The sequence below is a fragment of the Serratia sp. ASV30 genome (genome assembly GCF_016428815.1).
Classification (GTDB): domain Bacteria; phylum Pseudomonadota; class Gammaproteobacteria; order Enterobacterales; family Enterobacteriaceae; genus Chania; species Chania fonticola_C.
The window spans coordinates 48,236-61,549 of sequence record NZ_JAELTL010000022.1; the positions used below are offsets into that span (position 1 = coordinate 48,236).

Annotated in this window: 11 protein-coding genes and 4 tRNA genes; 13 read left to right on the forward strand and 2 right to left on the reverse strand. The window is 53.7% G+C overall.

The window, feature by feature from the left end; genetic code table 11:
* Window positions 1-56 precede the first annotated feature (56 nt).
* The 12 genes from recA (at window position 57) to luxS (ending at window position 9,445) form a co-directional block, all read left to right on the forward strand.
* Entirely contained in the window at window positions 57-1,121 is a 1,065-nt protein-coding gene (gene recA / locus JHD74_RS12070; RefSeq protein ID WP_024530727.1) for a recombinase RecA, read from the forward strand.
* 58 nt (window positions 1,122-1,179) lie between these two features.
* On the forward strand, window positions 1,180-1,713 hold the full coding sequence (gene recX, locus JHD74_RS12075; RefSeq protein ID WP_199062786.1) for a recombination regulator RecX: 534 nt from the start codon (window positions 1,180-1,182) through the stop codon (window positions 1,711-1,713).
* Between the two features lie 131 nt (window positions 1,714-1,844).
* On the forward strand, window positions 1,845-4,472 hold the full coding sequence (gene alaS, locus JHD74_RS12080; RefSeq protein ID WP_074032101.1) for an alanine--tRNA ligase: 2,628 nt from the start codon (window positions 1,845-1,847) through the stop codon (window positions 4,470-4,472).
* 254 nt (window positions 4,473-4,726) lie between these two features.
* On the forward strand, window positions 4,727-4,912 hold the full coding sequence (gene csrA, locus JHD74_RS12085) for a carbon storage regulator CsrA (protein WP_004091602.1): 186 nt from the start codon (window positions 4,727-4,729) through the stop codon (window positions 4,910-4,912).
* A 333-nt stretch (window positions 4,913-5,245) separates the two neighbouring features.
* Window positions 5,246-5,338 (forward strand) — tRNA-Ser (locus JHD74_RS12090).
* 3 nt (window positions 5,339-5,341) lie between these two features.
* Window positions 5,342-5,418: transfer RNA gene (locus JHD74_RS12095), tRNA-Arg, on the forward strand.
* 200 nt (window positions 5,419-5,618) lie between these two features.
* Window positions 5,619-5,695, forward strand: a tRNA-Arg gene (locus tag JHD74_RS12100).
* Window positions 5,696-5,746: 51 nt separating this feature from the next.
* Window positions 5,747-5,823, forward strand: a tRNA-Arg gene (locus JHD74_RS12105).
* Between the two features lie 306 nt (window positions 5,824-6,129).
* Window positions 6,130-6,696, forward strand: coding sequence for a fructose-1-phosphate/6-phosphogluconate phosphatase (gene yqaB / locus JHD74_RS12110; RefSeq protein ID WP_199062787.1), 567 nt, complete (start codon window positions 6,130-6,132; stop codon window positions 6,694-6,696).
* Window positions 6,693-7,121, forward strand: a complete 429-nt coding sequence (locus JHD74_RS12115) for a YqaA family protein (protein WP_024530730.1) — start codon at window positions 6,693-6,695, stop codon at window positions 7,119-7,121. The genes yqaB and JHD74_RS12115 overlap by 4 nt, the downstream gene beginning before the upstream one ends.
* 81 nt (window positions 7,122-7,202) lie before the next feature.
* Window positions 7,203-8,765, forward strand: a complete 1,563-nt coding sequence (gene gshA, locus JHD74_RS12120; RefSeq protein WP_199062788.1) for a glutamate--cysteine ligase — start codon at window positions 7,203-7,205, stop codon at window positions 8,763-8,765.
* Window positions 8,766-8,929: 164 nt separating this feature from the next.
* Complete coding sequence (gene luxS / locus JHD74_RS12125) at window positions 8,930-9,445, forward strand: S-ribosylhomocysteine lyase (protein ID WP_021182180.1); 516 nt, start codon at window positions 8,930-8,932, stop codon at window positions 9,443-9,445.
* A gap of 59 nt (window positions 9,446-9,504) precedes the next feature.
* On the opposite strand, the gene JHD74_RS12130 is transcribed toward luxS, so the two are convergent.
* Entirely contained in the window at window positions 9,505-10,794 is a 1,290-nt protein-coding gene (locus JHD74_RS12130; protein ID WP_199062789.1) for an HlyC/CorC family transporter, read from the reverse strand.
* Between the two features lie 63 nt (window positions 10,795-10,857).
* Window positions 10,858-11,652, reverse strand: a complete 795-nt coding sequence (locus JHD74_RS12135; protein WP_024530732.1) for an inner membrane protein YpjD — start codon at window positions 11,650-11,652, stop codon at window positions 10,858-10,860.
* 166 nt (window positions 11,653-11,818) lie between these two features.
* Here JHD74_RS12135 and ffh point away from each other — a divergent pair, with 166 nt between their 5' ends.
* Entirely contained in the window at window positions 11,819-13,180 is a 1,362-nt protein-coding gene (ffh, locus tag JHD74_RS12140; RefSeq protein ID WP_021182183.1) for a signal recognition particle protein, read from the forward strand.
* Window positions 13,181-13,314 lie beyond the last annotated feature (134 nt).

Here is a 13,314-nt window from a genome sequence, read left to right on the forward strand (position 1 = left end):
ACATACATTCAGCGGCAATGTGAGTCACTCTGACATTGCGCAACGAAGGAGCAAAAATGGCTATTGATGAGAACAAGCAAAAGGCGTTAGCTGCGGCACTGGGCCAGATTGAGAAACAGTTCGGCAAAGGCTCCATCATGCGTCTGGGTGAAGACCGCTCCATGGACGTAGAAACGATCTCCACCGGCTCGCTGTCACTCGATATTGCACTGGGTGCAGGTGGCTTGCCAATGGGCCGTATCGTCGAGATTTATGGCCCGGAATCCTCCGGTAAAACCACCCTGACTCTGCAAGTTATTGCCGCCGCGCAGCGCGAAGGTAAGACCTGTGCGTTTATCGATGCCGAGCATGCGCTGGATCCTATCTACGCCAAGAAGCTGGGCGTGGATATCGATAACCTGCTGTGTTCTCAGCCGGATACCGGCGAGCAGGCGCTGGAAATCTGTGATGCGCTGACCCGTTCCGGCGCGGTTGACGTCATCATCGTCGACTCCGTAGCGGCGCTGACGCCGAAAGCGGAAATTGAAGGCGAAATCGGTGACTCACATATGGGGCTGGCGGCACGTATGATGAGCCAGGCCATGCGTAAATTGGCCGGTAACCTGAAGAACGCCAACACCTTGCTGATCTTCATCAACCAGATCCGTATGAAAATTGGCGTGATGTTCGGTAACCCGGAAACCACCACCGGGGGTAACGCCCTGAAGTTCTACGCTTCTGTCCGTCTGGATATCCGCCGTATCGGTGCGATCAAAGAAGGTGATGAAGTGATCGGCAGCGAAACCCGCGTGAAAGTGGTGAAGAACAAAATCGCTGCGCCGTTCAAACAGGCAGAGTTCCAGATCCTGTATGGCGAAGGGATCAACAGCCGTGGCGAACTGGTCGATCTGGGCGTGAAGCACAAGATGATCGAGAAGGCCGGTGCCTGGTATAGCTACAATGGTGAGAAGATCGGTCAAGGTAAGTCCAATGCCTGTAACTTCCTGAAAGAAAACCCGGCCATTGCTGCGGAACTGGACAAAAAACTGCGCGACCTGTTGCTGCACAGCAATGGTGAAGCAGTTGCTGCGAGCGCCGAGCAGGCCGATGATAACGAAGCAGAAACCAGCGAAGAGTTTTAATCTTTGCCGGTGGGTATACGCCCGTTAGGGCGTAGACCGATCACCAAGGCTTGCAGATATGAATGACGTAGGTTCCCAATCTGCTGGTAATCAGCAAAATACGTTGATTAGCCGTGCGATGCGGTTATTGTCCCAACGCGATCATAGTGAAGCCGAACTGCGCCGCAAACTTGCGGCGCAGCCATTTATGGCGAACGCCAGATTCGGTAGCAAATCCCCTACAGAACCCCCCGAAGAGCCCGTCGATCCCGCAATCATTGAACAGGTAATTAGCTATTGCTACCAGCATAACTGGCTGGACGATCGGCGTTTTGCCAATAGCTTTATCGCCAGCCGCAGCCGCAAGGGATATGGCGCGCAACGCATTCGCTCAGAACTGATGCAAAAGGGTGTGGATAAAGAGATAGTGCAGGACGCATTGGCGGAATGCGAAATTGACTGGTGTGAGCAAGCCAGGGAGATCGCGCTGCGCAAATTTGGCGATCCGTTACCGGTAGAATGGAAAGAGAAGGCCAAGGTGCTGCGCTATCTGCTCTATCGTGGCTTCTTCCAGGAGGAAATTCAGTCGATTTACCGTGATTTTGAGCAATGAATGCACACGGTGTTTTACTTCCCCCCGAAGAAAATTTATCTTATCCCCACATTTAGTTCGTGAGCCAGAGGATATCGTCAGGATGTCGAGCCTCTTTCACGCATCGTTATTCTAGTCTTTCCGGGAAAATTATGAGCAAGAGCACCGCTGAGATCCGTCAAGCGTTTCTCGATTTCTTTCATAGTAAAGGCCACCAGGTTGTAGCAAGCAGCTCCCTGGTACCTAACAATGATCCGACATTGCTGTTTACCAATGCCGGCATGAACCAATTTAAAGACGTTTTCCTGGGGCTGGACAAGCGCGCCTACTCGCGTGCCACCACTTCACAGCGTTGCGTGCGTGCCGGTGGCAAGCACAACGATCTGGAAAACGTCGGCTATACCGCCCGTCACCATACTTTCTTTGAAATGTTGGGCAACTTCAGCTTCGGTGACTATTTCAAGCACGATGCCATCAGCTACGCGTGGGAACTGCTGACCGGTGAAAACTGGTTCAACCTGCCGAAAGAAAAGCTGTGGGTCACCGTCTATGAGACCGATGATGAAGCCTTCGACATCTGGCAGAAGCAGATTGGCGTGCCTGCGGAACGTATCATCCGCATCGGCGATAACAAAGGTGCGGCCTTTGCTTCCGATAACTTCTGGCAGATGGGCGACACCGGCCCATGCGGCCCGTGCACCGAGATCTTCTTCGACCACGGCGATCATATCTGGGGTGGCCCTCCGGGTAGCCCGGAAGAAGATGGCGATCGCTATATCGAGATCTGGAACATCGTGTTCATGCAGTTCAACCGTCAGTCTGATGGCACCATGCTGCCGTTACCGAAGCCTTCGGTGGATACCGGTATGGGCCTCGAGCGTATCGCTGCGGTGCTGCAACATGTCAATTCCAACTACGAAATCGATCTGTTCACCACCCTGATTGCCGCCGTCGCTAAACTGACCGGCGCAACCGATATGGGTAACAAGTCGCTGCGCGTGATTGCGGACCATATCCGTTCTTGTGCCTTCCTGATCGCCGATGGCGTGATCCCGTCGAATGAAAACCGTGGCTACGTGCTGCGCCGTATCATTCGCCGCGCGATCCGTCATGGCAACATGTTGGGCGCGAAGGATACCTTCTTCTACAAGCTGGTTGCTCCGTTGATCGAAGTGATGGGCCCGGCTGCTGACGAGCTGAAACGCCAGCAGGCTCAGGTTGAGCAGGTACTGAAATCCGAAGAAGAACAGTTTGCCCGTACGCTGGAGCGCGGTTTGGCGCTGCTGGACGACGAACTGGCCAAGCTGCAGGGCGATACCCTGGATGGCGAAACGGCATTCCGTTTGTATGATACCTACGGTTTCCCAGTGGATCTGACCGCCGACGTCTGCCGTGAGCGTGGCCTTAAGGTTGATGAGCAAGGCTTTGAGCTGGCGATGGAGGCTCAACGCCGCCGTGCGCGTGAGTCCAGCGGTTTTGGCGCGGACTACAACAGTCTGATCCGTGTTGACGGCGCAAGCCAGTTCAATGGTTACGATCGCGAAGAGCAACAGGCGAAAGTTACCGCACTGTTCCGTGATGGTCAGCCGGTGGCTGAGATCCATGCGGGTGAAGAAGCCGTGGTGGTGCTGGACGAAACGCCATTCTATGGCGAATCGGGTGGTCAGGTCGGCGATAAAGGCGTGCTGAAAACGGCTGGCAGCGAATTCGTCGTGAGCGATGCGCAGAAATATGGCCAGGCTATCGGTCATCTGGGCAAGCTGGCTAGCGGCTCGCTGAAGCTGAATGACCGCGTTGATGCAGTGATCGACAGCGAACGCCGTAACCGTATCCGCCTGAACCACTCCGCTACTCACCTGTTGCATGCGGCATTGCGCCAGATCCTGGGTGAGCACGTAGCGCAAAAAGGCTCGTTGGTTAACGACAAGTACCTGCGTTTTGACTTCTCACACTCCGAAGCGATGAAGCCAGAACAAATCCGCGCGGTAGAAGATTTGGTTAACCAGCAGATCCGTCGTAACCTGTCGGTGCAGACCGAAGTGATGGCGTTGGACGATGCCAAAGAGAAAGGCGCGATGGCGCTGTTTGGCGAGAAGTATGATGATCACGTGCGTGTGCTGACCATGGGCGATTTCTCTACCGAACTGTGTGGCGGTACGCATGCCAACCGTACCGGTGACATCGGCCTGTTCCGCATCCAGAGTGAATCTGGTACAGCAGCCGGTATCCGCCGTATTGAAGCTGTAACGGGTGAAGGGGCGATAGCGACCTTGCATCAGCAAAGTGACCTGTTACAAGATGTTGCTCACTTGGTGAAGGGTGACAGCAATAACCTCAGTGATAAGGTGCGTGCGGTGCTCGATCGCACTCGTGCACTGGAAAAAGAGCTGCAGCAGCTGAAAGATCAGCAAGCTGCACAGGAAAGCGCTTCGTTGTCGAGTAAGGCTACGCTGGTCAATGGCGTGAAGCTGCTGGTCAGCCAGTTGGATAACGTTGAGCCGAAGATCCTGCGTACCATGGTTGACGATCTTAAAAATCAGCTGGGTTCTGCGATCATCGTGTTAGCCACGGTGGAAGAAGGCAAAGTCAGCCTGATTGCGGGTGTTACCAAAGATCTGACCGACCGGGTTAAGGCCGGCGAGCTGATCGGCAACATCGCACAGCAGGTTGGCGGTAAGGGCGGTGGACGCCCTGATATGGCAATGGCTGGGGGCAGTGATGCCAACGCCTTGCCAGCGGCATTAAACAGCGTAGAGGCCTGGGTGGCCGCGAAACTGTGAATATAAATAAATAGGCGCGTTACTGACGCCGTAAGCCACTGTGGCTTATGGCGTTTTTAGACTGTGCTAACACAATGTAGTGACAATTGCGGGAACAAAGTTTTCCAGGTCGGCTAAACTTATTCTTAATCTGGAGTGACACCAAGTCTGCTTACATTTATTGTGGGTTCTTGACTTACGTTTTCACTGCATATAATGGATAATGGCGGGGAAACTGAGAGACCCGACTCTTTTAATCTTTCAAGGAGCAAAGAATGTTAATTCTGACTCGTCGAGTTGGTGAAACCCTCATGATTGGCGATGAGGTTACGGTCACAGTGCTAGGGGTTAAAGGCAACCAAGTTCGTATTGGTGTGAATGCCCCCAAAGAGGTGTCTGTTCACCGCGAAGAAATCTATCAGCGCATCCAGGCCGAGAAGTCTCAACAGACGACTTACTGATTTCTAAGTAGCGTCTCGTTCTATAACGAGACGCTTCTTGCTTTTACTGACCCGCTTTCCCCCTCCTTTTCACACTTATCGTTATCTGCCCCCACTTTTTTGACAATAATCTTTCTCCTGCGATCAAACTCTTATCCGCGGTAACACGGCATTTTCTTGTTGATAAAGCACTCTTTTTGCCGTGAAATCACTCATGTTGCCTGTGATTTGTGCAAACGCGCAAGAGTTGGGAAAAATTGTTTGACTTATAAACCCACGAAAGTAATATGTGCGCCACGCAGTGCCGATGAGCTTCTTTAAAGCAAGTTAGGCACAATTCGCAAGAAGCGTACTGGTGAGGTGGCCGAGAGGCTGAAGGCGCTCCCCTGCTAAGGGAGTATGCGGTCAAAAGCTGCATCCGGGGTTCGAATCCCCGCCTCACCGCCATTTGCATCCATAGCTCAGCTGGATAGAGTACTCGGCTACGAACCGAGCGGTCGGAGGTTCGAATCCTCCTGGATGCACCATATTACTAAGTGTTTGTCTGAGAGTGTTTAGCTCACAGATGAATGCGAGCTGAAAGGTAGCACAAAGGGGAATAACGTTGCTTTAGCAACGGCCCTGCGGGCGAAGCGATTACGCTGAGTAATCCTCCTGGATGCACCATATTTTGCAGTATGGTGGGGTAGTAACGACATACCATACGGTATCAAAAAAGAATTCCTGTGCATCCATAGCTCAGCTGGATAGAGTACTCGGCTACGAACCGAGCGGTCGGAGGTTCGAATCCTCCTGGATGCACCATTCTTCAAGTGAAGTTTCACGGAACGAAACCCATCGCTAAAAAATAAAACTGCATCCATAGCTCAGCTGGATAGAGTACTCGGCTACGAACCGAGCGGTCGGAGGTTCGAATCCTCCTGGATGCACCATATTATAATGTACCTATCGCGAGCGCTAACTTGTAGATAGATACAATATGGAAGGTAGCAATAGGGAGGATAATGTTGCACTGCAACAGCCCAACGGGTGAAGCGCTTGCGCTGAATAATCCTCCTGGATGCACCATATTATAGAGAAACCCGCTTCGGCGGGTTTTTCGTTTTCTGCTTTCCAGCTTCCGTCTTTGCTTCTTATAAGCTCTCTTCTACACCGCATTTTCCGTCATGCTCTGGCAGCGACAACCTTTCGGCTTTACGCTAAAGTAGCTTTCTTTGCTCAATGGTCATGGAGTCACGATGTACGATCGCTATCAGGGTCTGATCTTCGACATGGACGGTACCATTCTGGACACCGAGCCAACGCACCTCAAGGCGTGGCACGAGGTGTTGGCACGTTACGGAATGAAGTTTGATGCAGCCGCCATGACAGGGCTGAACGGCTCACCTACCTGGCGCATTGCTCAGGCGGTGATTGCCGCACATCAGGCCGATCTCGATCCTCATAAGCTGGCCGCCGAGAAAACCCGCGCGGTAGAAAGCATGCTATTAGACACGGTGCGCCCGTTACCGCTGATTGAGGTGGTGAAGTCTTACCATGGCCGTCGTCCCATGGCGGTAGGGACGGGCAGTGAGCACCGGATGGCGGAGATGTTACTGCGTCATTTAGGGCTGTTCGACTGCTTTGATGCCATCGTCGGGGCGGATGATGTTCAACGTCACAAGCCGGAGCCGGATACTTTCCTGCGCTGTGCTGAGTTGATCGGCGTGCCTCCTGAGCACTGTGTGGTGTTTGAAGATGCCGATTTCGGCATTCAGGCCGCCAGAAGCGCCAATATGGCCGTGGTGGACGTTCGCACGTTGTGAGTAGTACGCTGGCGGTCATGTCGCTGTTTGGCAGCAGCTTCCTTAGTGCGACGCTGTTGCCTGGCAATTCAGAGATCGTGTTGGTTGCGTTGTTGACCAACAGCAGCGCTTCACCAGGTTTACTGGTGCTGGCTGCAACGTTGGGAAATACCCTGGGTGGGTTGACCAACGTCATTATCGGGCGCCTGTTACCGGCGTTGAAACCACAACGCGGGCTGGAAACGGCTCTTGGTTGGTTACAACGCTTTGGCCCGGCTGCGCTGTTGCTCAGTTGGGTGCCGGTTGTGGGCGATTTATTGTGCGTGTTGGCAGGCTGGCTGCGCATGCCATGGGGCGCCGTTACGCTGTTTCTGTGTATCGGAAAAGCGTTGCGTTACATCATCTTGACGATGATTACGCTGCAGGGTATCGCCTGGTGGCATTAACCAAGTGAATATAACTCAATATTCTCTAGGGAGCGGATTCAGTATGCTTACAGCTATCGTTTTTAGAAGCGGGAGGTCAATTTGATCCCGGACGTATCACAGGCGCTTTCTTGGTTGGAAGCCCACCCTCATGCATTAAAAGGGATCCGGCGCGGTATTGAGCGTGAAACACTGCGGGTAACCGCGGATGGCACGCTTGCCAGCACGGGTCATCCAGAACAACTGGGGGCGGCATTAACGCACCATTGGATCACCACGGACTTTGCCGAGGCGCTATTAGAATTTATTACACCGGTTGATGATGACCTCGATCACTTGTTGACGTTCCTGCGCGATATCCATCGTCACGTGGCGCGCAATCTGGGTGATGAGCGCATGTGGCCGTTGAGCATGCCGTGCTTTATCAACGCCGAGCAGGATATCGAACTGGCGCAATTTGGGACCTCCAACATTGGCCGGATGAAAACGCTGTACCGGGAAGGGTTGAAGAACCGCTACGGCGCGTTGATGCAAACCATTTCCGGGGTGCACTACAACTTCTCCCTGCCGCTGGAATTTTGGCAGGCGTGGGCTGGCGTTGAGGATGAAGAGAGTGGCAAAGAGCAGATCTCTGCGGGATATTTCCGCCTGATCCGCAACTACTACCGCTTTGGTTGGGTGATCCCATATCTGTTCGGGGCATCGCCAGCCATCTGTTCCTCGTTCCTCAAAGGCCGGGAAACCGATTTGCCGTTTGAGCGTAATGAACGGGGCATGTGCTATTTGCCTTATGCCACCTCGCTGCGCCTGAGCGATCTGGGCTATACCAATAAGTCGCAGAGCAATCTGGGCATTACCTTTAACGATCTGCAAACCTATGTGCAAGGTCTGAAACGCGCTATTGCGACGCCTTCAGAAGACTATGCCAAGCTGGGAGTGAAAGAGGGCGATCGTTATCTGCAACTTAACAGCAACGTGTTACAGATAGAAAACGAACTCTATGCCCCGATCCGGCCAAAACGCGTCACCCATAGCGGTGAGACACCGTCAGATGCGCTGTTACGCGGCGGTATCGAATATATCGAGGTGCGCTCGCTGGACATCAACCCATTCTCGCCAATCGGTGTGGATGCGGTACAGGCGCGTTTCCTGGATCTGTTCCTGGTGTGGTGCGTATTGGCGGATGCGCCAGAAATGAGCAGCGATGAGTTGCTGTGCACTCGTAAAAACTGGAATCGGGTGATCCTGGAAGGGCGTAAGCCAGGCCAGACCATTGGCATCGGCTGTAACGATACTCGTGAACCGTTGGATAAGGTCGGCAAAGCGCTGTTTGGCGATCTGAAGCGCGTGGCCGAAGTGTTGGACAGTGAAGCGGGCGATCGACAATATCAGCAGGTCTGTGAACAACTGGTGGCGGCGTTTGACGATCCGGAGCTGACGTTCTCGGCCCGTATCCTCAAGCAAATGAAAGCCCAAGGCACCGGTAACGTTGGCCTGGAACTGGCGGAAAAATATCGCAAAATGCTGATTGCGGAGCCGTTGGAACTGCTGACCGAAGGGCAACTCGCTCAGGAGCAGCAAGCCTCGTGGCAGCGCCAGCGCGACATAGAAGCCAGTGATACGCTAAGCTTTGAACAGTTCCTGAAGGAAAACGGCGGGGGCTGAAAAAGAAAAAGGCCACATCACTGTGGCCAAATACACATCTCTGAAAACAGTGATGATGATAACAAATGCGCGTCTTTCATAGATTAAGACCCGCAGGGTTGGAAAAGGTTTCATCGGTACGAAAAAAGTTTCGAAATAAATTCATTTTACCAAGAGGTGATGACATGCCACTGCTGGATAGCTTTACCGTAGATCATACTCGCATGGCGGCGCCGGCTGTCCGCGTTGCTAAAACCATGCAAACCCCCCATGGGGATACCATCACCGTATTCGATCTGCGTTTCTGTCGGCCGAATCTGGAAGTGATGCCAGAGCGTGGGATCCATACCTTGGAACACCTGTTCGCTGGCTTCATGCGCGACCACCTGAACGGTAACGGCGTGGAGATCATCGATATCTCGCCAATGGGCTGCCGTACCGGCTTTTATATGAGCCTGATTGGCGTACCGGAAGAGCAGCGCGTGGCCGATGCCTGGCAAGCCGCGATGGCGGACGTCCTGAAGGTGACTGACCAGCGCAAGATCCCTGAACTCAATGAGTTCCAATGCGGTACTTACCATATGCACTCGCTGGAAGAGGCGCAGGAAATTGCCAAGCATATTCTTGAGCACGGCGTGGTAGTGAACCATAACGAAGAGCTGGCATTGCCGAAAGATAAGCTGCAAGAGCTGCACATCTAGATTTGGTGCAAAAACACAGTGAAAAAAGACGCGAAAGCGTCTTTTTCTTTGGCTTGTATCTAGTGGTTCTGCACGCTGGCCTGTAAGGATTTAATCGGCGTGACGCGCACCTGCTTGATCATATTGTCCTGCACGTCGAGGATATCAATATCATAGTGGCTGATGCGCACCCTGGTCCCGATGCTGGGGATCTCCTCCAGCTCTTCAAGCAGCATGCCGTTGATGGTTCTGGCCTCGGTGGCTGGCAGCGTCCAGTTGAAGGCCTTGTTAAGCTCACGCACGTTGGCACTGCCGTCGATCAATACCGAGCCATCGCTCTGTGGATTGACTTCCTCTGCCAGCGTAGGTGACATTGAGGTGGTGAAGTCGCCGACGATTTCTTCGAGGATATCCTCAACCGTCACCAGCCCCTGGATATCACCATACTCATCGACCACGATGCCGACCTTCTCTTTGTTACGCTGGAATTTCACCAGTTGAACGTTGAGTGGTGTGCCCTCTGGCACGTAGTAGATCTCATCGGCTGCCCGCAGCAGGTTCTCTTTGTTGAACTCTTTTTTCTCGGTCATCAGCCGGTAGGCTTCGCGTACGCGCAGCATGCTGATGGAGTCGTCCAGTGACTCGCGGTACAACACGATGCGGCCATGTGGGGAGTGTGTCAGTTGGCGCATGATCGACTTCCAGTCGTCGTTGATATCAATCCCGACGATCTCATTGCGCGGCACCATGATGTCTTCCACCGTCACCTTCTCCAGATCCAGCACAGAAATCAGCATGTCCTGATTACGGCGCGAAATCTTTGACTGGGACTCGTTCACAATGGTTCGTAGCTCCTCTTTACTCAACGCGCCGCTGATACGTACGTTGGTGCGGATGCCGAAAATCCGCAGCACCAGGGTAGTAATGCCATTGAGCAGCCACACCAGTGGGAACATGACTTTTTGCAGCGGTGCCAGCAGGAAGCTGCTAGGGAAGGCAATTCGCTCAGGATAGAGAGCGGCAAAGGTTTTGGGTAACACTTCGGCGAACAGCAGTACGACAAAGGTCAGCACCCCGGTGGCGATTGCCACGCCAATATCGCCATACAGGCGCATCCCGACAATGGTCCCCAGCGCAGAGGCCAGGATATTGACCAGGTTGTTGCCAATCAGCACCAGGCCAATCAGGCGGTCAGGTTTTTGCAGCAGCTTCTCTACCCGGCGTGCGGCACGGTTGCCCTGTTTGGACAGGTGGCGCAGACGATAGCGGTTGAGCGTCATCATGCCGGTTTCGGATGCTGAAAAATAAGCGGAGACCGCGACCATAATCACCAAAATGAAAATGAGGGTCTCTGTCGAAACGTGCTCCAACGCGGTATTCCTTATGTTGGGGGAGAAGAGTGCCTTGGCGGACGATGGAGCGCCGGGCCAGACTTAGCGCACCATCATCAGTTCCTGGAGCAGGCGGCTCCCGAAGTAGGCCATGGTAAGCAGAAAAGAGCCGGCAAAGCTGAACCAGACCACGCGGCGGCCACGCCAGCCCTCGTGATAATGGCCCCACAGCAGCACGATATAAACAAACCACGCCATGATGGACAGCACGGCCTTATGCACGTTCTCTTTGCTAAACAGGTTGTCCATATACAGCAGCCCGGTACACAGCGTCAGCGTCAGCAACACCACACCGATCTGGGTGATATGAAACATCTTACGCTCAATACTCATCAGCGGCGGCATATCGGCACTGAAACTGAGTTTTTTATGTTTCAGCAGGTAATCAAGCCAGGCGAGTTGCAGGGCGTACAGCGTGGCAATAATCAGAGTGGAGTAAGAGAACAGCGCCAGGCCGATATGCACCATCAGTTCCGGGCTGGCTTCCAGATGGGTAATAAACTCCCCAGGCAGAAAGCTGGCAAACGCCAGGTTGATCATCGCAAAGCTGTAGACGATCGGCAGCAGGAACCAGCCGCGATCTCGGGAGGCGACGTAAGTCATCACCGAACAGATAATCAGGCCAACGATGGAGCCAATGTTCAGCAGGCTGAGATTTTGCCCGGCGCTGACGTCAAAAATGCGCTGCTGGAGGGCAATGGCATGGCAGACCAGCGCCACCACGGCCGAGACCAGCGCCAGCCGACGGTATGCGCTATTCTTCCGCAACAAACTGGGAATGATCAGTCCAAGGCTGAGCAGGTAGGCCATCAAAGCCACAAGAGAGAATACTGGCATAGCGTTATTTAGCATCGGCATGGTTAATTGGAATGCCAGTATAACGTTGAGCGGCCCCTACTCCAACCAATCTCCAACGCTGAGGCAGAGATCGTTGTAGCAACGTGTTATAATCGCCGCAATTGTGTCGCCACTGCGGCCTGACTCTTACGTTGAGCATGAGACGATGTTTGAAAATTTAACCGATCGATTGTCGCGCACCCTGCGCAATATCAGCGGCCGCGGGCGGCTGACCGAAGAGAACATTAAAGAAACCCTGCGTGAAGTGCGTATGGCATTGCTGGAAGCGGACGTTGCGCTGCCGGTCGTGCGTGACTTCATCAACCGTGTGAAAGAGAGCGCGGTTGGGCATGAAGTTAACAAAAGCCTGACGCCGGGCCAGGAATTCGTCAAAATCGTCAAGAGCGAGCTGATTGCCGCGATGGGCGAAGTGAACACCGAGCTGAACCTGGCGGCGCAGCCACCGGCGGTGGTGCTGATGGCGGGCCTGCAAGGTGCGGGTAAAACCACCAGCGTGGCCAAGCTCGGCAAATTCCTGAAAGAAAAGCAGAAGAAAAAAGTCTTGGTGGTTTCTGCCGACGTGTATCGCCCTGCGGCGATCCGGCAGTTGGAAACCCTGGCGGAAGGTGTCGGCATCGACTTCTTCCCGTCAGACGTGAAAGAAAAACCGATCGACATCGTTAACCGTGCGCTGCAACAGGCCAAGCTGAAGTTCTACGACGTACTGATCGTCGATACCGCGGGCCGCCTGCACGTAGATGAAGCGATGATGGACGAAATCAAACAGGTACATGCGGCGATCAAGCCGGTGGAAACCCTGTTTGTGGTCGACGCCATGACCGGCCAGGATGCGGCCAACACCGCCAAGGCCTTTAACGAAGCGCTGCCGTTGACCGGCGTCGTGCTGACCAAGGTCGATGGTGATGCGCGCGGCGGTGCGGCGTTGTCTATTCGCCACATTACCGGCAAGCCGATCAAATTCCTCGGTGTGGGTGAGAAAACCGACGCGCTGGAGCCATTCCATCCGGATCGCGTAGCCTCACGTATTCTCGGCATGGGCGACGTGCTGTCGCTGATCGAAGATATAGAGAGCAAGGTTGACCGCGCACAAGCGGAAAAACTGGCTAGCAAGCTGAAGAAGGGCGATGGTTTCGATCTGACCGACTTTCTCGACCAGCTTAAGCAGATGCGTAATATGGGCGGTATGGCCAGCATGTTGAGCAAACTGCCGGGCGCTGGCCAACTGCCAGACAACGTCAAATCGCAGATGGATGACAAAGTGCTGGTACGCATGGAGGCGATCATTAACTCAATGACGCTGAAAGAGCGTGCCAAGCCGGAAATTATCAAGGGTTCTCGCAAACGTCGTATTGCGATGGGCTCCGGCATGCAGGTGCAGGATGTTAATCGGTTGTTAAAACAATTCGACGATATGCAGCGCATGATGAAAAAGATGAAAAAAGGCGGAATGGCGAAGATGATGCGTGGCATGAAAGGTATGATGCCGCCGGGCTTCCCAGGCCGTTAAAACCACGCCGCAGCAAGGCTGTGGCGGGTTTGCCGATTTACCGATCACGGTAAAACCTGTCCGAGAGCGTGATGGTGCAAAAACGAATTACCGGCAATCTACGCTTTAGATTGCTTTTTGCGCCAAAATGAGTA